General features: G+C 62.3%; 17 protein-coding genes. 6 read left to right on the top strand and 11 right to left on the bottom strand.

Annotation, left to right across the window (positions count from 1 at the left end; translation table 11 throughout):
* Positions 1-54 precede the first annotated feature (54 nt).
* Positions 55-924, bottom strand: coding sequence for a LysR family transcriptional regulator (locus ACN9MO_RS01650; protein WP_113133235.1), 870 nt, complete (start codon positions 922-924; stop codon positions 55-57).
* 89 nt (positions 925-1013) lie between these two features.
* Here ACN9MO_RS01650 and ACN9MO_RS01645 point away from each other — a divergent pair, with 89 nt between their 5' ends.
* Positions 1014-1217 carry a hypothetical protein gene (locus ACN9MO_RS01645; RefSeq protein WP_113133236.1) on the top strand — a complete coding sequence of 68 codons (204 nt, stop codon included), beginning with the start codon at positions 1014-1016 and terminating at the stop codon, positions 1215-1217.
* 96 nt (positions 1218-1313) lie between these two features.
* Here ACN9MO_RS01645 and ACN9MO_RS01640 read toward each other — a convergent pair whose 3' ends face one another.
* The 3 genes from ACN9MO_RS01640 to ACN9MO_RS01630 all read right to left on the bottom strand — a co-directional run bounded on the left by ACN9MO_RS01640 (position 1314) and on the right by ACN9MO_RS01630 (position 5755).
* Complete coding sequence (locus tag ACN9MO_RS01640) at positions 1314-3836, bottom strand: methyl-accepting chemotaxis protein (protein WP_057251009.1); 2523 nt, start codon at positions 3834-3836, stop codon at positions 1314-1316.
* A gap of 352 nt (positions 3837-4188) precedes the next feature.
* Complete coding sequence (locus ACN9MO_RS01635) at positions 4189-4335, bottom strand: hypothetical protein (RefSeq protein ID WP_197417228.1); 147 nt, start codon at positions 4333-4335, stop codon at positions 4189-4191.
* Between the two features lie 235 nt (positions 4336-4570).
* A complete protein-coding gene (locus ACN9MO_RS01630) occupies positions 4571-5755 on the bottom strand; it encodes an NAD(P)/FAD-dependent oxidoreductase (RefSeq protein WP_113133256.1) in 1185 nt (394 codons plus the stop codon).
* 124 nt (positions 5756-5879) lie between these two features.
* Here ACN9MO_RS01630 and ACN9MO_RS01625 point away from each other — a divergent pair, with 124 nt between their 5' ends.
* The 5 genes from ACN9MO_RS01625 (at position 5880) to edd (ending at position 12950) form a co-directional block, all read left to right on the top strand.
* Complete coding sequence (locus tag ACN9MO_RS01625) at positions 5880-7316, top strand: glutamine synthetase family protein (RefSeq protein WP_113133237.1); 1437 nt, start codon at positions 5880-5882, stop codon at positions 7314-7316.
* A gap of 15 nt (positions 7317-7331) precedes the next feature.
* On the top strand, positions 7332-8618 hold the full coding sequence (locus ACN9MO_RS01620) for an NAD(P)/FAD-dependent oxidoreductase (protein ID WP_113133238.1): 1287 nt from the start codon (positions 7332-7334) through the stop codon (positions 8616-8618).
* Between the two features lie 96 nt (positions 8619-8714).
* On the top strand, positions 8715-10190 hold the full coding sequence (gene zwf, locus ACN9MO_RS01615) for a glucose-6-phosphate dehydrogenase (protein WP_057251016.1): 1476 nt from the start codon (positions 8715-8717) through the stop codon (positions 10188-10190).
* 8 nt (positions 10191-10198) lie between these two features.
* Positions 10199-10897: a 6-phosphogluconolactonase gene (gene pgl / locus ACN9MO_RS01610; RefSeq protein ID WP_113133239.1), complete on the top strand. Its 699-nt coding sequence runs from the start codon at positions 10199-10201 to the stop codon at positions 10895-10897.
* Between the two features lie 232 nt (positions 10898-11129).
* Positions 11130-12950 (top strand): phosphogluconate dehydratase, encoded by a 1821-nt coding sequence (gene edd / locus ACN9MO_RS01605; protein WP_058320482.1) that lies wholly within the window; start codon positions 11130-11132, stop codon positions 12948-12950.
* A gap of 95 nt (positions 12951-13045) precedes the next feature.
* Here the strand turns inward: edd and ACN9MO_RS01600 are convergent, their stop codons facing one another.
* The 7 genes from ACN9MO_RS01600 to ACN9MO_RS01570 all read right to left on the bottom strand — a co-directional run bounded on the left by ACN9MO_RS01600 (position 13046) and on the right by ACN9MO_RS01570 (position 20736).
* Positions 13046-13411 carry a GFA family protein gene (locus tag ACN9MO_RS01600; protein ID WP_113133240.1) on the bottom strand — a complete coding sequence of 122 codons (366 nt, stop codon included), beginning with the start codon at positions 13409-13411 and terminating at the stop codon, positions 13046-13048.
* Positions 13412-13499: 88 nt separating this feature from the next.
* The gene (locus ACN9MO_RS01595; RefSeq protein ID WP_057251024.1) at positions 13500-13910 is read right to left on the bottom strand and encodes a hypothetical protein; all 411 of its coding nucleotides are present in this window, start codon (positions 13908-13910) and stop codon (positions 13500-13502) included.
* A 285-nt stretch (positions 13911-14195) separates the two neighbouring features.
* On the bottom strand, positions 14196-15284 hold the full coding sequence (locus ACN9MO_RS01590; RefSeq protein WP_058320484.1) for an ABC transporter ATP-binding protein: 1089 nt from the start codon (positions 15282-15284) through the stop codon (positions 14196-14198).
* 59 nt (positions 15285-15343) lie between these two features.
* A complete protein-coding gene (locus ACN9MO_RS01585) occupies positions 15344-17002 on the bottom strand; it encodes an alpha-glucosidase family protein (RefSeq protein ID WP_058320485.1) in 1659 nt (552 codons plus the stop codon).
* Positions 17003-17024: 22 nt separating this feature from the next.
* Positions 17025-18170 carry a carbohydrate ABC transporter permease gene (locus ACN9MO_RS01580; protein ID WP_113133241.1) on the bottom strand — a complete coding sequence of 382 codons (1146 nt, stop codon included), beginning with the start codon at positions 18168-18170 and terminating at the stop codon, positions 17025-17027.
* A 1-nt stretch (position 18171) separates the two neighbouring features.
* Positions 18172-19185 carry a carbohydrate ABC transporter permease gene (locus tag ACN9MO_RS01575; RefSeq protein ID WP_093231965.1) on the bottom strand — a complete coding sequence of 338 codons (1014 nt, stop codon included), beginning with the start codon at positions 19183-19185 and terminating at the stop codon, positions 18172-18174.
* A 192-nt stretch (positions 19186-19377) separates the two neighbouring features.
* On the bottom strand, positions 19378-20736 hold the full coding sequence (locus ACN9MO_RS01570; RefSeq protein WP_057251032.1) for an ABC transporter substrate-binding protein: 1359 nt from the start codon (positions 20734-20736) through the stop codon (positions 19378-19380).
* Positions 20737-20964: the final 228 nt, after the last annotated feature.

Genomic DNA, 20964 nt, shown 5'->3' with positions numbered 1-20964 from the left:
GAAGGCGCCAGAACCCACGACCCGTCGTGCTGGATGCGGGCCGGTCGCGCGTGCTCAGCCGCGACGCGGCCGTTTTCCGGCAAAGACGTCGGCGTGGCTACGCAACAGCTTCGTCATGCGATCGACCACTGTGCGGATTTCCTTTCGGTGGCGGTCCTCGTTGTTCATCACGATCCATTGCCGATGCCTGAGCGCCGGGATTTCGTCACCCGCCCGCTCCAACATCGGATCGAGATCGCCGATGAAACAGGGAAGCACGGCGCACCCGGCGCCGGCACGGGCGAGATCCAGGAGCGAACGCGGCCGTGTGATCGTCGCGACGATCCTGCCCTCTGGCTGCTGGTGAGGCCAGCGAAGATAGGCCGAGATCGCCTCCTCTTCGCCCACGGCCACCCACCGACTGTTGGCAGCTGACGCTGCGTTCTTCTGGCGATAGGCGGCGTAGGCGACGTCACCGATCAGGCTCGCCGCCAGATAGCTTTCCTCGGGCTCGAAAGCACGGATGCCGATATCGGTCTCACGATAGGCGAGGCTTGCCCGTGTCTCGCCGACCGTTATCGCCAGGCTGAAACCATCCCTCTCGCTGCAAAGTGCCGGGAAATTCTCGGCAAGCAGCCAGGCATTCCAGGTGCCGACGGTGATGCGGACCGTCGCGCCTTCACCCTCACGCCGCCAGCTCTCGACCCGGCGCGCCGCCGCCTCCATCTCCTGCAACTGCTCGAAGAGGAGTTCGCCGTCGCCGGTGAGCTGATAGCCGGTCTGGCTGCGCAGGAACAGGGCGCGGCCCGTCCGCTCCTCGAGCTCCAGCATCCGCCGCCCGACCGTGGCCGGACTCGAACCGAGCGCCTGTGCCGCGCCGGTCAGGCCGCCGGTGCGCGCCACGCTCATGAAACAGCGGTAGATATCCCAGTCCATGTTTTTCATTGCTGAAAAATATAGGGCGATATCCGGTGTATGTAAAACTGCTTTTGATGCATAAAAGAGGTGATGCCCACCAACTGAGGAGCATCACCATGGAAATGATGGCAATGGTCTATATCGCCGACATGGCCTTGAAAAACCGGCGTTGGGACGAAGACTTCGATCCGAAGCCACCGGGATATCTTCGGCGCCTCTTTAACGCCCTGTCCGTCAGGATTGCCCAGCGGCGCATGAGGCGCCTTGGCGCTGAAAAAAAGAGCACCGAGGAGCCCTGCGGCCACGCGGTGCAATGTTAGCCCCTGCCCTTGTTATGTCGCACGGCGATACCGGTTTGCCGTGCCTTCGCCTGAAGGCGGAGCGTCCGCCGTCAGCGAATTCGATTGCCGGCCGCCTCAGGCCGCCCGGTAATTGTAGTCGTCTGCCTGCGGCTCCAGCCGGAACTGCTCGACAAGCATCATCAACGTGTCGGCCTGGTGCGCGAGCGACCGGCTCGTCGCCGTCGCTTCCTCGACCATGGAAGCGTTCTGCTGTGTCATCTGGTCCATCTGGTTGACCGAGCCGTTGACCTCGTTGAGCGCAACGGCCTGATCGCGGCTAGCGGTCGCGATCATCTCCACATGCTGGCTGACGGTGACGATCTGCGCGCTGATCGATGCCAGCACTTCGCCCGTTTCCTTGACCAGGTGCGAACCGGCATTGACCTCGTTCGTCGACTTGTTGATGAGCCCCTTGATCTCGCGCGCGGCCTCTGCCGAACGCTGCGCCAGTTCACGCACTTCCTGGGCGACAACGGCAAAGCCCTTGCCTGCTTCACCCGCACGCGCCGCCTCGATGCCGGCGTTCAGCGCCAACAGGTTCGTCTGGAAGGCGATGTCGTCGATCACCTCGATGATCTGCTCGATCTGGCGCGAGGCCTCCTCGATGCGTCCCATGGCGGCGATCGCGTTGGTGACGACGGTCGCCGAGCTGTCGGCGCTGCGCTTCGTCTGGATCACGGCATGGTTGGCTTCGCCGGCACGCTCGGCCGAAGAGCGAACGGTCACGGTGATCTGGTCGACCGCAGCGGCGGTTTCTTCAAGCGATGCCGCCTGGGCTTCCGTTCGCTTCGACAGCGAGTCGGCGGCATGATGCATGCTTGAACCGCTTTCCTGGATCGCCTGCGCATTGGCACGGATCTGGGAGAGCGTGTCCTGCAGCCGGATCAGCGAGCCGTTGAAGTCCTCGCGCAACTGTTCGAGACGACCGTGGAACGGAACCTCGATCTGGCGCGAGAGGTCGCCCTGCGCGAGACGGCCGAGACCGGCTGCAAGCTCGCTGACGGCCAGATCGATCTGACGATCGAGCTCCCGCTTTTCCCGATCGTTGCGGCTGCGCTCCATCTCGGCGCGAGTACGCTGCTCTTCGCTCTCGGCCTCGATGCGCACCTTGGAAAGCGCGTTCTCCTTGAAGACGCCGAGCGCGCGCGCCATGTCGCCGATTTCGTCACGACGGGCGTCGCCGTCGATCGCCGTGTCGAGGCGGCCATCGGCGAGGCGCCGCATGGCAGCGGTGATCTGACCGATCGGCTTCTTCAGCGTCAGCGTCAACGCAATGCCGGCAAGCAGCGCGATGACGACGCCGCCGACGGTTGCGGCCACCGAGATCTGGTTTGCTTCCTGGCGTTCTGTTCCGGCGGCCACCTTCTGCTGCTCGGCAAAGCCGGTGAGATCGCCCCAGATCTGGTCGATCGATTGGCCGGCAGCGTCGAAGTCGGCGGTCCGCTTGACGGTGATTTCGACGAGCGCTGCGGCATCCTTCTTCATCGCCGTCAGGATCGGCATCAGCGTATCGGCGATCTTGTCGAAGGAAGCGCCGTCACTGGCAACACCACGCAGCGTCGCCATGTTCTGTTGAACGGCAAGCGACTTGTCGAGCAGCTTCTGGCGGTTCTCTTCGTTCGTCTGCCCCATGAAAGTCGCAGCGGAAATCTGGATGTCCGTGATCGACGCGGCGAGCCGGCGGGTTGCGGTCAGCACCGATTCCGTCGTGACGATCTGCTCGTCGAGCTCGGCGAAGATCCGCGTCGCGTCACGCATCTTGCCGACCGACGCCGCCTCCAGTCGGAAGCTCGCAGTGCGGAAACGGTCGACATATTTGGAGATGCCGGCAAGCGTCTCCGGGCCGGCCGGCGCCTTCAGCAGCGAACCGATCTCGCTCGAGGCCGACGTGATCGTTTCGGCAAGCGACTTCTCGTCCTTCGGCAGAAGACGGAAGATGTCACGCTCGGTACGGCCGATCATCGGGAAGCGTTCCTTGACCGCCTTCAGCTTGTCGTCGACGGTGATCGCCTTGCTGACCTCGGTGCCGAATTCGTTGAAGAAGCGGCTGGCGCGCATCAGCTTTTCGGCTTCGCGCAACATGGTCTTGGCAGCGTTTTCGTTCTTCCGCACGGCGTATTGCAGCCGGTTCGATTCCTCGTTGATCTTGGAGCGCTCGATCAGCAGCGCGTCGAGGTTTGCCGCCATCGCTGCGCGCAGCTCCTGCTCGCCGACATGCAGCTTCCAGAGGCCATCAATGCGTGCCTCGATGTCGTTTGTCGCGGCGATTGCGGCCGTCAACTCGTCCTGACCACTCTGGCCGGCGACCTGCGCGGCCGTCGCCGCAAGCACGTCCTTCTGAGCCGAAATCTTCGACTGGACGGCTTGCCTGGTTTCCTCGGTCGTCGAATGCAGGAAGGCGTTCATGCCCGCATAGACATCCTTGAAGCCGCTCAATGTCTGCAGCACGCTGTTGGAAATCTCCATGCGGCCCTGAAGCAGGCCGGATGCATAGAGGCCGGTGATACCGACAGCACAGATGCTGACGACGAAGGGCAGGATGAAAAAGAGCACCTTCGTCTGGATCTTGAAACGGGCAAGAATTCTATCAATGAACATTGAAAACACCTTGGCTCGCAGCTCGCATTCGCCTCCCCCGGCAGCTCGAGACGTCTCCGCCTTCAACGACAGGGCGTGAAGGTGCGAGCGATCGAGAGCCACCCGATGCGCAAACAGGCTGATGTTTTTCGGAAAATCATACGGCGCACGCCGCAAGTCCGTCGGCAATCATTGCGGATCCGCGTCACCACTCCTAGGCAACGTGGACCTGACGAACTCACATCGTCGCACTATCCAATTTGAACGATTAAAATTTATATAAGCGCGTTTCGCCTGCGGTAGAAAATCCGAAGGGCGCGGGGCGCTTCAATGGCGCCCGAGGAACCGGCCGTCTAGGGCCGGTTGCCTGAGATCAGAACCAAAGGGCCGGAACGGTTGCGAGCGCAGCTACAGCGAAGAAAGCGATGAGGGCGAGGCGCGTGATCGCGGCCTTCTGCTGACGGCTTTCATCGGTGCGGGCGACCGCGATGGCGCGGGGACGGCGGCGTGGTTGGTTCATGGCATCCTGTCCTTGTCACATTCACCGGCAACCATCGGCCCGGATGAACCGGCTTGCCAGTCACACGTATATTGCAGCCATGCCGTGGCGGAGGAAAGTCAAAAAATAGGAAACAGTGTTATTTCCGTTTACGCGACAATCCGATCACACCAACCGCCGGCTGTGCCGACGAGAAACAAGGTTCGATCAGACCCGTTAACAATCGCTGAAGCACGACCCACCAAAAGCGGGGAGATCAGGCGTCCTGCCCGGCAGCAAAGCCCGATGCCCAGGCCCATTGGAAATTGTAGCCGCCGAGCCAGCCGGCCACATCGACGCATTCGCCGATGAAGTAGAGCCCCGGCACCGCCTTCGCCTGCATCGTCTTGGAATCGAGCCCTTTGGTATCGACGCCGCCGAGCGTGACCTCGGCCGTGCGATAGCCTTCCGATCCGGCGGGCTTGATCGTCCAGGCCTGGATCGAGGCCGAAAGCTGGTTGATCGTCTTGTCCGAGAGGTCGGCAAGCTGACGGCCGGTCAGCTTCGCGCCGTCGGCGAAAAACTGTGCGAGCCGGCGCGGCAGGATATCGCCAAGCGCCGTCTGCACCGCCTGCTTACCGTGGGTGCGGCGGATCTCCTTGAGGATCGCGGCGATGTCGATATCGGGCATCAGCCGCAACTCGATCTCCTGTCCCTCGCGCCAATAGGAAGAGATCTGCAGGATCGCCGGGCCGCTCAGGCCACGATGGGTGATCAGCACCGCCTCGCGAAAGGCCGCCTTGCCGAACCGGGCTTCGGCGTCGGCTGCGACACCCGCCAGTTCGCCGATCGTTTCGAGTTGCGCCGGATCGAGGGTCAGCGGCACGAGGCCCGGCCGCGTTTCGACGATGCCAAGGCCGAACTGCTCGGCGATCCGGTAGGCGAGCCCGGTCGCACCCATCTTCGGGATCGACTTGCCGCCGCTGGCTATGACGAGCGATTGGGCATCGATGGGCCCCTCATCCGTCATGACGCGGAAGCCCGCCCCGTGGCGTTCGACGCTTTCGATCGTTGTCTCCAGCCGCAACTCGGCGTGCACATCACGCATTTCCGCGAGCAGCATCCTGATGATGTCCTTGGCCGAGTGGTCGCAGAAGAGCTGGCCGAGCGTCTTTTCGTGCCAGGCGATGCCGTGCTTTTCGACCAAGGCCAGGAAATCGCGCGGCGTATAACGCGCCAGTGCCGACTTGCAGAAATGCGGGTTGGCCGAAAGGAAATTCTTCGGCCCCGCATGGATATTGGTGAAGTTGCAGCGACCACCGCCGGAGATGCGGATCTTCTCGCCGGGTGCCTTGGCATGGTCGAGCACAGCCGCGCAGCGGCCGCGCTTGCCCGCTTCGATGGCGCACATCATGCCCGCAGCACCGGCGCCGATGATGACCACATCCTTCTTCTCAGCCACGAAACACCCCAGCTCTTTTGTCTTTCCTTCCCGGTGGCAAAGAAGAAAGTCAATGACCAAGCCCATCTAGCCAATTGCCAATCTGTGGTTATGATGCGTCATCCGAAGCCAAAACCGGTGATTTATGCCCTCCAAGAGAAGTGCTGCCCAACAAACAACGAAAATCAGCAAAACTTCGAAAATACCCCCCGCCTTGCACTCCCTCCGCGGTGTGAAGACCTGGAAGGAAGCCACGGACTGGCTCAAGATCCGCGGCATCGAAGACGTCGAATGCATCACGCCCGACCTTGCCGGCGTGCCGCGCGGCAAGATGATGCCGACCTCGAAATTCACTTCCAACACCTCGCTGGCGCTCCCCTCGGCCGTCTACCGGCATACGATCTCGGGCGAGTATCCTGACGAAACCGGGCAGTTCCGCTACGATTCGCGCGACAGCGACATCAAGCTCGTGCCTGATCTCTCGACGCTTTCGGTCGTGCCCTGGGAGACCGACCCGACGGCGCAGGTGATCTGCGACATCGTCGGTTCGCAGGGCGAGCAGATCAGCTACACACCGCGCAACGTCCTGAAGCGCGTGGTCGACCTTTACAAGAAGAAGGGCTGGAAACCGGTCGTCGCACCGGAAATCGAATTCTACCTCGTCGCCACCAATGACGACCCTGACTATCCCCTGCATCCACCGAAGGGTCGCTCCGGTCGCTCGATCCTTGGCGGTCAGGGCTATTCGATTGCCGGCATCAACGAGTTCGACGAGCTGATCGACGACATCTACCACTTCTCCGAGAAGCAGGGTCTCGAAATCGACACGCTGATCCATGAAGAGGGACCGGCGCAGCTCGAGATCAACCTTCGCCACGGCGACCCGATCGAGCTGGCCGACCAGGTCTTCCTGTTCAAGCGCACGATCCGCGAGGCGGCGCTGAAACACGGCATCTATGCCACCTTCATGGCCAAGCCGATGCAGGGCCAGCCGGGTTCGGCGATGCACATCCACCAGTCAGTGGTCGAAATCAACACCGGCCGGAACCTGTTCTCCAACCCGGATGGATCGGCATCGAAGGAATTCTTCCACTTCATCGGCGGCATGCAGCACTACGTGCCGCGCACGCTGGTCATGATGGCGCCCTATGTGAACTCCTTCCGACGGCTGACGCCCGACATGTCGGCGCCGGTTAATACTGCCTGGGGCTACGACAACCGCACGACCGCCTTCCGCATCCCGGTGTCGGAACCGGTCGCCCGGCGTATCGAAAACCGGCTGCCGAGCTCGGATGCCAACCCCTATCTGGCGCTCGCGGCCTCGCTTGCCTGCGGTTATCTCGGCATCGTCGAAGAGCGGGAGCCGACGGCACCGACCGAGGACACGGCCAACGAGGGCGAGATCGACCTGCCGCGCGGCCTGCTTGAGGCCGTGGCGCTGCTGGAATCGGCACCATCGCTTGCGGAGGTGCTGAGCCCAGAGTTCATCGCCATCTATGCCGGCGTCAAACGTGGCGAGTTCGAGACCTTCATGCAGGTCATCAGTCCCTGGGAACGCGAATTCCTGCTTCTCAACGTCTGACCTCAGAGGTTCTCCATGCCCTGGCAAAGCCCGATCTCGCCCGGTTACTCCTGGTATGAGGCGACCGTTCCGGATCGACCGGAGTATCCCGCCATGCCGGGATCGCGAAAGGCCAATGTCGCGATCGTCGGCGGCGGCTATACCGGGCTGCAGGCCGCCTGGAACCTTGCGCGGCAGGGCGTCGACGTCACCTTGATCGACGCCTGCCGCTTCGGCGACGGTGCCTCCGGCCGCAATGGCGGCCAGTTCGGCACCGGGCAGCGCGCCTGGGCGGACGAGACCGAGACAAGCCTTGGTCATGAGCGGGCACAGGCGCTGTTCGACATGGCGGAGAATGCTAAGCGCTACGTGCTCGACTTCGCAAACACACACGAAATCGACATCGAGTTCGTGCCCGGTCAGCTCTCGGTCGGCCACAAGAAGAGCCTCGAAAAAGACTATCGCGACCATGCGGAAGCGATGGCAACGCGCTTCGGCTATCCGCATCTCTCCTTCATGGATCGCGAGGAAACCGCAAGCCGGCTCGGATCGAGCCATTACCACTTCGGCATCCGCGATGCCGGCACCGGCCATATCCACCCGATGAAGCTGCTGGTGGGCCTTGCGAAACAGGCCGCCCTTGCCGGTGCCAATCTCTTCGAGCAGACGAAGGCTCTGAAGATCGACCGGAACTCGGGCGCGATCGTCATCACCACTGACCGCGGCACGATCACTGCCGATCGCGTGCTTGTCGCCTGCAACGCCTATATCGGCAATCTCGAGCCGGTGAGCGCCAGCCACGTCATGCCGATCCGCTCCTTCATCGGCGCAACGACGGTGCTTTCCGACCACCCAAAGGTCATTCCCGGCGGCGAATCGGTCGATGATTCGCGCTTCGTCGTGCGTTATTTCCGCAAGTCTCGGGACGGGCGGCTGCTCTTCGGAGGCCGTGAGGCCTATACCGCTGACAATCCGCTCGATATCTCGACCCACATCCGCCGGCAGATCAGCGAGATCTATCCGGAACTTGCCAATATCGAGATCACCCATGCCTGGGGCGGCTCGGTCGGCATCACCATGCCGCGCACACCCTTCTGTCGCGAAGTGATGCCCGGCGTCACCTCGATCGGCGGCTATTCCGGCCACGGTGTGATGCTCTCCAACTATTGCGGCAAGCTCTATGCCGACCTGGCGCTCGGCAAGGATACCGAGCTCGATCTACTGAAAGCCCTGAAAATCCCGGCTTTTCCCGGTGGTACACGGTTCCGCTCCGCCCTTCTCTTCCTCGCGTTAAGCTGGTACGCATTACGCGACAGGTTCTGAGAAGCCCTCGCGGCGGCATTTTATTGCGCCGCACCCTAGCGCATTTAAATCGATTAGATTATATGTGTCCGTGACCTGAACAGATCGAGATATCCCATGAGCAGCCAGATCATTCCCGTCGAACCATTTGACTATGTGGTGTTCGGGGGCACCGGCGATCTTGCGGAGCGCAAGCTGTTGCCGGCGCTCTATCACCGGCAACTGGAAGGCCAGATCACCGAGCCGACCCGCATCATCGGGGCGTCGCGCGCAGCACTCAGCCATGAGGACTACCGCAAATTCGCCGTCGATGCGCTGAAGGAACATCTGAAGGCTGATGAGTACAAGGAAGAGGAAGTCGCCAAGTTCGCCGCGCGCCTGTTCTATGTTTCTGTAGACGCCAAATCGGACCAGGGCTGGGATGCGCTGAAGAAGATCCTCGAAGAGGGCAAGGAGCGTATCCGCGCCTTCTATCTCGCCGTCGGCCCGGCGATCTTCGGCGACATTTCCGAACGCATCCGCGATCACAAGCTGATCACCAAGAATACCCGCATCGTCGTCGAAAAGCCGATCGGCCGCGACCTCGCATCGGCGACCGAGCTCAACGACACGATCGGCAAGGTCTTCCGCGAAGAGCAGATCTTCCGCATCGATCACTATCTCGGCAAGGAGACGGTGCAGAACCTGATGGCGCTGCGCTTTGCCAATGCGCTCTACGAGCCGCTGTGGAACTCCGCCCATATCGACCACGTGCAGATCACCGTGGCGGAAGCCGTCGGCCTCGAAAACCGCGCCGGCTATTACGACAAGGCCGGCGCGCTGCGCGACATGGTGCAGAACCACATTCTGCAGCTCGTCTGCTTCGTCGCCATGGAAGCGCCGACCTCGATGGACGCGGAAGCGGTCCGCGACGAAAAGCTCAAGGTTCTGCGCGCGCTGAAGCCGATCACCTCGTCCAACGTCGAACAGGTGACGGTGCGCGGCCAGTACCGCGCCGGCGCCTCTGCCGGCGGTCCGGTCAAGGGCTATCTCGAAGAGCTCGAAGGCGGCGTTTCGAACACCGAGACCTTCGTGGCGATCAAGGCCGAGGTCAGCAACTGGCGCTGGGCCGGCGTGCCCTTCTACATCCGTACAGGCAAGCGCCTTGCCGGCCGCATGTCGGAAATCGTCATCACCTTCAAGCAGATTCCGCACTCGATCTTCGACAACAACGCCGGCCGTATCTCCGCCAACCAGCTGGTCATTCGCCTGCAGCCGAACGAAGGCGTGAAGCAGTCGCTGATGATCAAGGATCCTGGCCCGGGCGGCATGCGCCTGCGTAACGTTTCGCTCGATATGAGCTTTGCCGAGGCATTTGCCGTGCGCAATGCCGACGCCTATGAGCGGCTGCTCTTCGACGTCGTCCGCAACAACCAGACGCTGTTCGTACGCCGCGACGAGGTCGAGGCCGCATGGAAGTGGGTCGACCCGATCCTGAAGGCCTGGGAGGAAACCGGGCAGCAGGTTCAGGGCTATACTGCCGGCACCTGGGGTCCGAGCCAGTCGATCGCGCTGATCGAGCGCGACGGCCGCACTTGGAACGATGCGATATAGGTGCGACCATGACGACAGAGCTTCATACATTCGAAAACGGTGCGGCACTCGCAGAGGGCTTGGCTGACGCCGTAAGCAGCGCACTTTCTGCCGGCATTGCAGCACGCGGTTCGGCGAGCATCGCAGTCTCCGGCGGCTCGACCCCCAAGGCTTTCTTCAAGGCGCTGTCCAAAAAGGACATCGCCTGGGACAAGGTAACCGTGACGCTCGTTGACGAACGTTTCGTGCCGCCGGAAAGTGATCGCTCCAACCATGGCCTGGTTGCCAGCAACCTGCTTCAGGACAAGGCGGCCGCGGCCAAGTTCCTGCCGCTCTACCATGCGGCCCCGACCGCCGAGGCGGCCGCTGAAATCGCAAGCCGGGAAACGGCAGCAATCGGCGCGCCGTTCGACGTCGCCATTCTCGGCATGGGAACGGACGGGCACACCGCGTCGTTCTTCCCGGGCGGATCGCAACTCGCGCGTGCCGTCGATCCGGCGACGCCGCGCGGCGTGATCACCATGGAGGCGGAAGGTGCCGGCGAAACCCGCCTGACGCTGACCTTCGCCAGCCTTCAGGATGCGCGGCTTCTGGTGCTGCACATCGAAGGCGAAGGCAAGAAGACCGTTCTCGCCAAGGCTGAAGAGGCCGGCGACGAGAAGGACATGCCGATCCGCGCGATGCTGCGCCGTGCCGCATCGCCGGTGCAGATTTATTGGGCGCCGTAGCGCGTCGCCCGTTCCTGTGAACGCGCGACGGACGCTCTAGATCGAATGATGTTGGGTCGAACCGACCCAATAGGAACTTTGGAGACACGTTCAGCCGATGGCGCCCCATCGGAACGGAAGCGTGTTTCTGAGAAATGCCGGGACGCAACCTGCGTTCTCCCAAGCTAAGCGCGTTCCGGACCGATGACTGGATGAAGATGAGGAGCTTCAAGGCTCCGGAACAGGATTTGCCATGTCCGCCGATTCCCGCATTGCCGCGATCACCGCTCGCATCGTCGAGCGCTCGAAACCGCACCGCGAACCCTATCTCGACCGCGTCCGCCGGGCGGCGTCGAGCGGCCCGCACCGCAGCGTGCTCGGCTGCGGCAACCTTGCGCACGGGTTTGCCGTCTGTTCCCCCGCCGAGAAGGTGGCGCTTGCGGGCGACCGCGTGGCCAATCTCGGCATCATCACCTCCTATAACGACATGCTCTCGGCGCACCAGCCGTTCGAGACCTATCCGGCACTGATCCGCGATGCGGCGCGCGAAGCGGGCGGCGTCGCACAGGTTGCCGGCGGTGTGCCGGCCATGTGCGATGGCGTCACCCAGGGGCAGCCGGGCATGGAGCTCTCGCTCTTCTCGCGCGACCTGATCGCCATGGCTGCGGGCGTCGGCCTGTCGCACAACATGTTCGATTCCACTGTCTATCTCGGCGTCTGCGACAAGATCGTACCGGGTCTCGTCATTGCGGCGCTGACCTTCGGCCATCTGCCCGCCATCTTCGTGCCCGCAGGTCCGATGACCTCGGGCCTCCCGAACGACGAGAAGGCGCGGGTGCGCCAGCTCTTCGCCGAAGGCAAGGTCGGCCGCGACGAGCTTCTCGAAGCAGAGTCCAAGTCCTACCACGGGCCGGGCACCTGCACCTTCTATGGCACGGCCAATTCCAACCAGATGCTGATGGAGATTATGGGCTTCCACCTGCCCGGCGCCTCCTTCATCAATCCCGGCACGCCGCTGCGCGACGCGCTGACGAAGGAAGCCGCCAAGCGGGCGCTGGCGATCACCGCCATGGGCAACGAGTTCACCCCCGCCGGCGAGATGATCGACGAGCGCTCGATCGTCAACGGCGTCGTCGGCCTGCATGCGACCGGCGGCTCGACCAACCACACGATGCACCTCGTCGCCATGGCGCGTGCCGCCGGCATCGTGCTCACCTGGCAGGATATCTCCGAGCTTTCGGATATCGTGCCGCTACTCGCGCGCGTCTATCCGAACGGCCTTGCCGATGTGAACCACTTCCATGCCGCCGGCGGCATGGGCTTCCTGATCAGCCAGTTGCTGCGGGGCGGGCTGCTGCACGATGACGTGCGCACCGTCGTCGGCCAGGGCCTCGATGCCTACAAGATCGACGTTCGGCTTGGAGCCGACGGCGGCGTCGAGCGCGTGCCGACACCGAAGGAAAGCGCCGACCCGAAGGTGCTTGCGACCATCGACCAACCCTTCCAGCATACCGGCGGCCTGAAGATGCTGACCGGCAATCTCGGCAAGGCGGTCATCAAGATTTCAGCCGTGAAACCGGATCGCCACGTCATCGAGGCCCCGGCCAAGATCTTCCACGATCAGGCCGAACTGAACGCCGCCTTCAAGGCCGGCAAGCTCGAGGGCGATTTCGTTGCCGTCGTGCGCTTCCAGGGCCCGAAGGCGAACGGCATGCCGGAGCTGCACAAGCTGACGACCGTGCTCGGTATCCTGCAGGATCGCGGCCAGCGCGTCGCCATCCTCACCGACGGGCGCATGTCTGGCGCCTCCGGCAAGGTACCGGCGGCGATCCATGTGACACCGGAAGCCAAGGACGGCGGCCCGATCGCCCGGATCCAGGAAGGCGATATCGTGCGTATCGACGCGGTCGCCGGGACGATCGAGGTGCTGGTCGAGGACATCGCGCTGAAGACGCGGGTACCTGCGCATGCCGACCTCTCGGACAACGATTTCGGCATGGGCCGTGAGCTTTTCGCGCCGTTCCGGGCGATTGCAGGTGCTGCCGACCACGGAGCGAGCGTTCTCTTCCACTAGGACGCAAATAGCGCCGCCTCCTGAGCCGGGGCGGCGCTCTTTTCTAGCGAACTTTTCTTCGAGGCCGCGGCGAGCTCTCCGCCCTCACTGCCCGCTTACGGCAGCGGACCGGGGAACATGTCATTGCGCCCATCGTAGCGCTCGATCTCCAGCGTAAATACATCGACGCCTTCGATGCAGCGGGCATTGATGGAGATCTTGTTGTCCGGATAGCCGCTGCGCATGATCGCCGTCGAGCAGGTCGGGCAGAACTGGTGCCCCTCATTGAGACCGCGCCAGATGTAGCTCGACAGCCGACGCTTCTCGGTGAGCAGCTTCACCTTGGCGGCGTCCACCTTCCAATGCAGGAAGCCGGAGCGCCGGCAGGTCGAACAGTTGCATTCGACGAGGCCGGTAAGCTCCTCGTCAACCTCGACTGCGATGTCGCCGCAATGGCAGGAAAGCCGATAGGGTCGCTGCATGGTTCCGGTCCCACCTGTTGAAGAAGACCGCAACCATTCATTGCGCCGACAGGACGGTCAAGCCCCACACCTCAAGCCGCGTTCGGCCTCAGCGATAGATATCGAGCGTTCGGTTGCGATGGTTCGGATGGGTGCTGTAAACGAAGATGCGATTGAGATCGCGGTCGGTCAGCAGGCGGAGGAACCGCGCTTCGATGACGTTGTTGGCATGCACGCGCTTCAGCAGGCAGCCGACCATCTGGATGCGGGCACTCGGGATATCGAGATAGAAGTTCTGCGGAAGCTGATACTGCGTCAGGATACTGATGACGGCGCCGCTTTTGGAGAGCTTGATGATCTCGCAGCGGCGGGAACTCAGCTGCGTCATGCCCTTCTCGGTATATTCGATGCGCGCCTCGTTCCGTGTGTCCTCCATCGGAAAGTTCGCTTCCCGATCGTACATGAAGGACTCTTCCTTGTTCAGGAAGTGCTGCTGCATTGCGGGCGCCGCGCCTCTCATCGATATGCCTTTCCTATCCCCTTTTGAAACAGATTAGCGGCAGAGATTTAACAGAGGGTTTGATCCGTAGGTTGCATTGAAAAAACCCGCCCGATTTTACGGGCGGGTCGAGATGACCAATTGTTCGTTAGACAAATCCGGACGGAGGGCCGCTACGCACTTTTCCTGGAACTGATCTTCCAAGCCGCAAGTCCGGACGGAAAACCGCTACGCACTTTTCCTGGAATTGATCTTCCAGGCCGCAATTCCGGACGGAAAACCGCTGCGCACTTTTCCTGGAATTGCTTAGGCGCGATAGCTGCGACCGTCAGCATCGAACAGGTGCAGCTTGGCCTTGTCGGCGGTGAAGCGCACCTTGTCGCCGCGATGAACCGGCAGGATGCCGGGGATCTTGGCGATGATCGGCTCCTTGTCGACCAGACCTTCGATATAGAGCAGCGTCACTTCGCCAAGTGCCTCGACGATGGCGACCGTGCCCTCGAACAGGAAGTCCTCGCCAGTGGAGACCTGCAGGTCTTCCGGCCGGACGCCGAAGCTCGCCATCTTGCCGTTCTGCGATGCGTCCGTGGCTATATCGAGCGTGACGCTCTTGCCGCCGGTCAGCTTCACCGTGGTCTGCGCGCCGGTGGCGGTAATCGCCGAGGGGATGATGTTCATCGCCGGCGAGCCGATGAAGCGCGCGACGAAGAGATTGGCCGGCCGCTCGTAAAGTTCCAGCGGCGCACCCACCTGCTCGATATGGCCCTGCGACAGCACGACGATGCGGTCGGCGAGCGTCATCGCCTCCACCTGGTCGTGGGTGACATAGATCATCGTGGTATCAGCCATCTGCTCGTTGAGCTTGGCGATCTCGATGCGGGTGGCAACGCGCAAGGCCGCGTCGAGGTTCGACAGCGGCTCGTCGAACAAGAAGACCTTGGGGTCGCGGCAGATCGCCCTGCCGATCGCAACGCGCTGGCGTTGACCGCCCGAAAGCGCTTTCGGCAGACGATCAAGGTATTTGGTGAGCTGCAGGATATCGGCGGCCGCGCGCACGCGCCGGTCGATCTCCTCTTTCGATTCCTTGGCAATCCGCATGCCGAAGGCCATGTTGTCGTAGACGGTCATATGCGGATAGAGCGCATAGGACTGGAACACCATGGCGATGCCGCGCTTCGACGGCGGCACGGTGTTGACGCGTTCGCCATCGATGAACATGTCGCCGCCGGTGATCTCCTCGAGACCCGCGATCATGCGCAGCAGCGTCGACTTTCCGCAGCCGGACGGACCGACGAAGACGATGAACTCGCCCTGCTTGATGTCGAGATTGATGCCGTGAATGACATCGACCGCGCCGTAGGACTTGCGGATATCTTTAAGCAGCAGACCCGTCATTGCACCCTCCCCTTCGGTTCTTCCCGTCAGTTCTTGCTCTCATCATTGTTCAGCCGGCGTCACACCAACCGGGCGAAGTACGCGCCCCAGGCCGGCAGGTTGACCGTTCTGTCCTTCACTTCGGCTGCAAAGCCGTGCCCTTCAAGCGCGGCGACCGGTTCGTTCGGCAGCGTGGCCGCAGCCGGCGTACCGCTCATGTTGAACAGGCAGAAAAGCTTCTCGTTGCCATAGCTGCGCACGAAGGCGAGCACCTGTCCATCCGTGTTCAGGAACTCGATCTCGCCCTTGGCGAAAGCCGGATGCGCCTTGCGGAAATGCAGGAAGCGGCGGTAGTGCTCGAGCACCGACGCCTGGTCGCCCTGCTGCGCCGATACGGCGCGTTGGAGGTGCTCTGCCGGCACGGGCAGCCAGGGTTTCGCGCTGCCGAAGCCGCCATTGACCGCGGATCCGTCCCAGACCATCGGTGTACGGCAGCCATCGCGGCCCTTGAAGTCGGGCCAGAACTGGATGCCATAGGGATCCTTCAGGTCCTCATAGGCGAGTTCGGCTTCGCTCAGCGCCAGCTCCTCGCCCTGATAGATGCAGACCGAGCCGCGCAGCGACATCAAGAGGCTCGCAAGCAGCTTTGCATGCGCGTCGCGATCGGCAACGCCAGCGCCCCAGCGGCTGACATGGCGCACGACGTCGTGGTTGGAGAAGGCCCAGCAGGCCCAGCCCTCGGGCGCTGCCTTCTGGAAATTGCGGAGAACCTCGGCGACGGTCGCCGGTGTCAGCGGATCGGGCGCTAGGAATTCGAAGGCGTAGCACATCTGCATCTTGTCGCCGCCGGAAGTGTATTCGCCGGCGATCTCCAGGCCGCGCTGGCTGTCACCGACCTCGCCAACAGCGGCAATCGCCGGAAACTCGTCCATGACGGCGCGGAACCGCTTCAGGAATGCCAGGTTCTCCGGCTGGTTCTTATCGTAGAGATGTTCCTGATAGTTGTACGGGTTGACCGCCGGTGCGGTCTGGGCGTTGCGGCGTTCCGGCGCCAGCGCCGGATTGTCGCGCAGCTGCTTGTCGTGGAAGTAGAAGTTGATGGTATCGAGGCGGAAGCCGTCGACGCCGCGCTCCAGCCAGAAACGCTCGACACCAAGCAGCGCTTCCTGAACTTCCGTATTGTGCAGGTTGAGATCCGGCTGCGAGGTCAGGAAGTTGTGCAGGTAATATTGCAGGCGCGTCGGATCCCATGCCCAGGCCGAGCCGCCGAAGATCGACAGCCAGTTGTTAGGCGGGGTGCCATCCGGCTTGGAGTCGGCCCAGACGTACCAGTCGGCCTTGGCGTTGGTCCGGCTTGCGCGGCTTTCGACGAACCAGGGATGCTGATCCGAGGTATGCGAGAGAACGAGGTCGATCATCACCCGGATGCCGAGGCGGTGCGCTTCCGCGATCACGGCGTCGAAATCGGCAAGGCTGCCGAAGATCTGGTCGACATCGGTGTAGTTGGAGACGTCGTAACCGAAGTCCTTCATCGGCGAGGTGAAGAACGGCGAAATCCAGATTGCGTCGGCGCCGAGGGCGGCAATGTGCGGCAACCGGGCAACGATGCCCTTGAGGTCGCCGATGCCGTCGCCGTTGGAGTCCTGGTAGGAGCGCGGGTAGATCTGGTAGATCACCGCGCCGCGCCACCAGTCCCGATCCGGCTGCAAAGTGGAAGTGCTCATTTCGGTCATGCTCATTTTCTCTGGAGGTCCTTGATAGTCAGCCGCCCTTGACCGAGCCCGCCAGCAGACCGCGCACGAGATAGCGCTGCAGGCTGAAGAAGACGATCAGCGGAACGATGATGGTAATGAAGGCGGAAGCCGTCAGGATTTCCCAGTTGCCGCCGCGGGAACCGAGCAGGTTGATGAGCCGGCCGGTCAGAACCAGTTCATCGGGGCCTGCGCCCAGGAATACGATCGCCACCAGCAGGTCGTTCCAGGTCCACAGGAACTGGAAGATCGCGAAGGAGGCGAGCGCCGGGAAGGACAGCGGCAGAATGATCTTGACGAAGATATCGAAATCGCTGGCACCGTCGACGCGGGCGGATTCCATGATTTCGCGCGGCAGGCCGGCCATGTAGTTGCGAAGCAGATAGATCGCCAGCGGCAGGCCGAACCCGGTATGGGCCAGCCAGATGCCGACATAGGTCTTGGCCGGCACGCCCAGGATCGTGCCAACGCCGTTGTAGAGCTTCAGCAGCGGGATCAGCGACATCTGCAGCGGCACGACGAGAAGACCGACGACCACGGCGATCAGGATCGCCCGGCCGGGGAACGGCATCCAGGCAAGCGCATAGGCGGCGAAGGCCGCGATCATGATCGGGATGATCGTCGCGGGTACGGCAACCGTGAGCGAATTGATGAAGGAGCGGCCGATGCCCTCAGCGCTTAACACCTCGACATAGTTGTCGAAGGTAAAGCGCGGCGGCGAAGACGCGGTGACGAAGACGCGCTGGCCGCGCGAACCCTCCATCTTCTTGTCGGAAACGATCTCGAAATTGCCGTCGGCCTGAACGGTCAGCTTTTCGCCGTCGTTGAGTTCGGCGGTTTCGCCGGCCTTGAACGCAGTCGGCTCGCGGCTGTTAAAGCCGAAGGCGGAGATTTGGCCCGGCTGACCTTCGAGCAGGTTGCCGGAGATCACGAACTTGCCTTCGCGCTCGACCTGGCTTTCTGGGCCTGGCGCACGGACGACGGTGTTCTGCGACGAGGTCGAAAGTGCGGTCCACCAGCCGGAAACGGCGAGCTGATCCTTGTCGCGCAGAGACGAGATCAACAGGCCGGCGGTCGGCAACGTCCAGAGCGCGACGATCAAAAGGACCGAGAGGTGGACCACCCACATGAGGGGTGAGCGTGTCGCTGGATTCATCTCAGTGCCCCTTCATTTCCTTGGCCGCATTGCGGATGTTCCAGACCATGATCGGAATGACGAGGATCATGATGACGACGGCGATCGCCGCACCGCGGCCAAAGTCGCCGCCCCCGCGGAACATCCAGTCGAACATGAGGTTGGCGAGCACCTGGCTCTGCCATTGGCCGTTGGTCATCGCCAGCACGATGTCGAAGACCTTCAGCACGAGAATGGTGATGGTCGTCCAGACGACGGCGATCGTGCCCCAGATCTGCGGCACCATAATCTTGAAGAAGATCTGCCAGCCATTGGCGCCGTCGATGACAGCGGCTTCGATCGTTTCCTCAGGGATGCCGCGAAGGGCAGCGGACAGGATGACCATCGCAAAGCCCGTCTGGATCCAGACGAGGATCGCCATCAGGAAGAAATTGTTCCAGAAGGGCAGCGTGATCCAGGCCTGCGGCGCGCCGCCGAAGGCGACGACGATGGCGTTCAGGAGGCCGATCTGCTCTGCGCCTTCGGGACGGAAATCGTAGATGAACTTCCAGATGACCGCGGCACCGACGAACGAGATCGCCATCGGCATGAAGATCAGCGTCTTGGCGATGTTGCCCCACCAGATGCGGTCGGTGAGTGCTGCGATGACCAGGCCGAAGAAGGTCGCGAGCGCTGGAACGACCAGCAGCCAGAGGAAATTATTGTAGATCGACTGGCGGAACTCACCGTCGTTGACCATCCAGGCATAGTTGCTGACGCCGACGAAGTTCTGTCCGGCGCGATCATGGACGCTGTACCAGAGCGACATGAAGACGGGATAGATAAGGTACACTGTCAGCGCAAGGAGCGCTGGTCCCAGAAACAACCACGGACGGATGGCGTTGGTGATACGCAGATTTCTTGACGCGACGGCACCTGATTTTCCCTTCGACGGGAACATCAGGTCGAGAATGAAACTGGTTCCCCAGAAATAGGCGGCGCAGCCGATGACCCCGCCCAACATGAACCCTGCAGCCTTCAAAAGCTGAAACAACATGACATGTCCCTCCCCCTCGGTGCACGGTCGCGTGCAGGGCTGGCGATTGTCGCCGTTCTCATTGGGGTGCGCTGCTTCTCATAGACGAAGGCGGGAAGCGAACGGAAAACCGCATACACTTTTCCTCTGCCCGCCTCTGCAGCGAACCCGGATCGGCAACGGGCGGCATCGCCGCCGCCCGTCATCCGGTTCTTACTTGATGGCGTCCCACGCCTTCTGCACGCCATCGGCGACATCTGCCGACGACTTGCCGCCGACGAAATCGACCATGCCGGTCCAGAACGCGCCCGCACCGATCTTGCCCGGCATCAGGTCGGAACCGTCGAAGCGGAAGGTGGTGGCGTTGAGCAGGATCTCGCCCTGCTTCTTCAGCGGCGGGTTGCCGTAGGTGTCGACGTTGACGCTCTTGTACGGCGTGAGGAAGCTCGTCTGCGCCATCCAGACTTCATGGGCGATCGGCGTCTTCAGGAATTCGATGAAGGCGCGCGCGGCCGGCGTGTCCTTGGTGATCATCGCCAGCGTACCGGCGCCGAGCACCGGATTGCCGAGCTCCTTCTTGCTCTCGTAGGGCGGCATGTAGAAGAAGTCGGCGTCCTCGCCGATCTTGGTGCCCTCAGGGAAGAAGGATGGGATGAACGACGCCTGGTGGTGCAGGTAGCACTTCGGCGGCGAGGCAAAGAGGCCCTTCGGGCTGTCGCGGAAGTCGGTGGAGGCAACGGCTGCAGCGCCGCCATCGACGAACTTGTCGTTCTTGGCAAACCAGCCGAACTCGTCGATCGCACCGACGACAGCCGGATCGGTGAAGGGAATCTCGTTCTTGACCCACTTGTCGTAGACATCAGCCGGCTGGGTGCGCAGCATCATGTCTTCCACCCAGTCGGTCGCCGGCCAGCCGGTCGCGCCGCCCGAGCCGAGGCCGATGCACCATGGCTTGCCGCCGTCAGCGGCGATCTTCTCGGTCAGCGCCTTCAGCTCTTCCATGGTCTTCGGCACTTCGTAGCCGGCATCCTCGAAGTTTTCGGGCGAGTACCAGACGAGCGACTTCACGTCGATCTTGTAGGGAAATGCATAGAGCGCGGCATTGCCGTCCTTGCCCTTGTAGGTCGAAAGATCGACCCAGGACTGGCCGGCGGCGTAGTTGTCGAGCAGCCACTTCTGGGTGTCGTCGCCGAGCGGCGTCAGGTAACCCTTGGAGGCGAGATCGCCGATCAGACCCGGCTGCGGGAGGACCGAGATTTCGGCCGGGCTGCCGGCCTGGGTGTCGATGACGATCTGCTGCTCATAGTTTTCCGAGGACGAATATTTGATCTCGGCGCCCGTCGCTTCGGTGAAGTAGGCATAGACGCTCTTGAACAGCGCCTCGTCCTCACCGCGCCAGGGGCCGAAGATCGTCAGCGTCTGGCCCTTGAGGTCATGACCCTTCTTGAACTCCTCGAAGCTCGCCCAGTTGAACTTCGAATCCTCGCCCGGCTTGAACTTGAGGTCAGCGGCGCCGGCAGCACCTGCCAACAGGGCAAACGCCGCCACGCCCAACAGCAATGATCTCTTCACGTTCTTCTCCTCCCAAAGATGAACCCGGATCCCACCGGGCAGACGATGATGCGCGAAAATTCAAAGCGCTTTGAGTTCGCTAACAAACCATTGCGACACGCGAGGAGTCAAGAGATTTCCCATCCCTGTCCTCAATGCGACGAATTTGTGCTTTGCGGTAACGTTTTGCACCGCGCAATGGTTGAATTCCGCTTTGTTGCTCGAAAAACGGATGCTACACCAACCCGA

This window comes from Ensifer sp. R-19 (genome assembly GCF_049905105.1).
GTDB lineage: Bacteria > Pseudomonadota > Alphaproteobacteria > Rhizobiales > Rhizobiaceae > Ensifer.
Note: the sequence above shows the minus strand (reverse complement) of the source record. Positions and strands in the feature narration are given on the sequence as shown.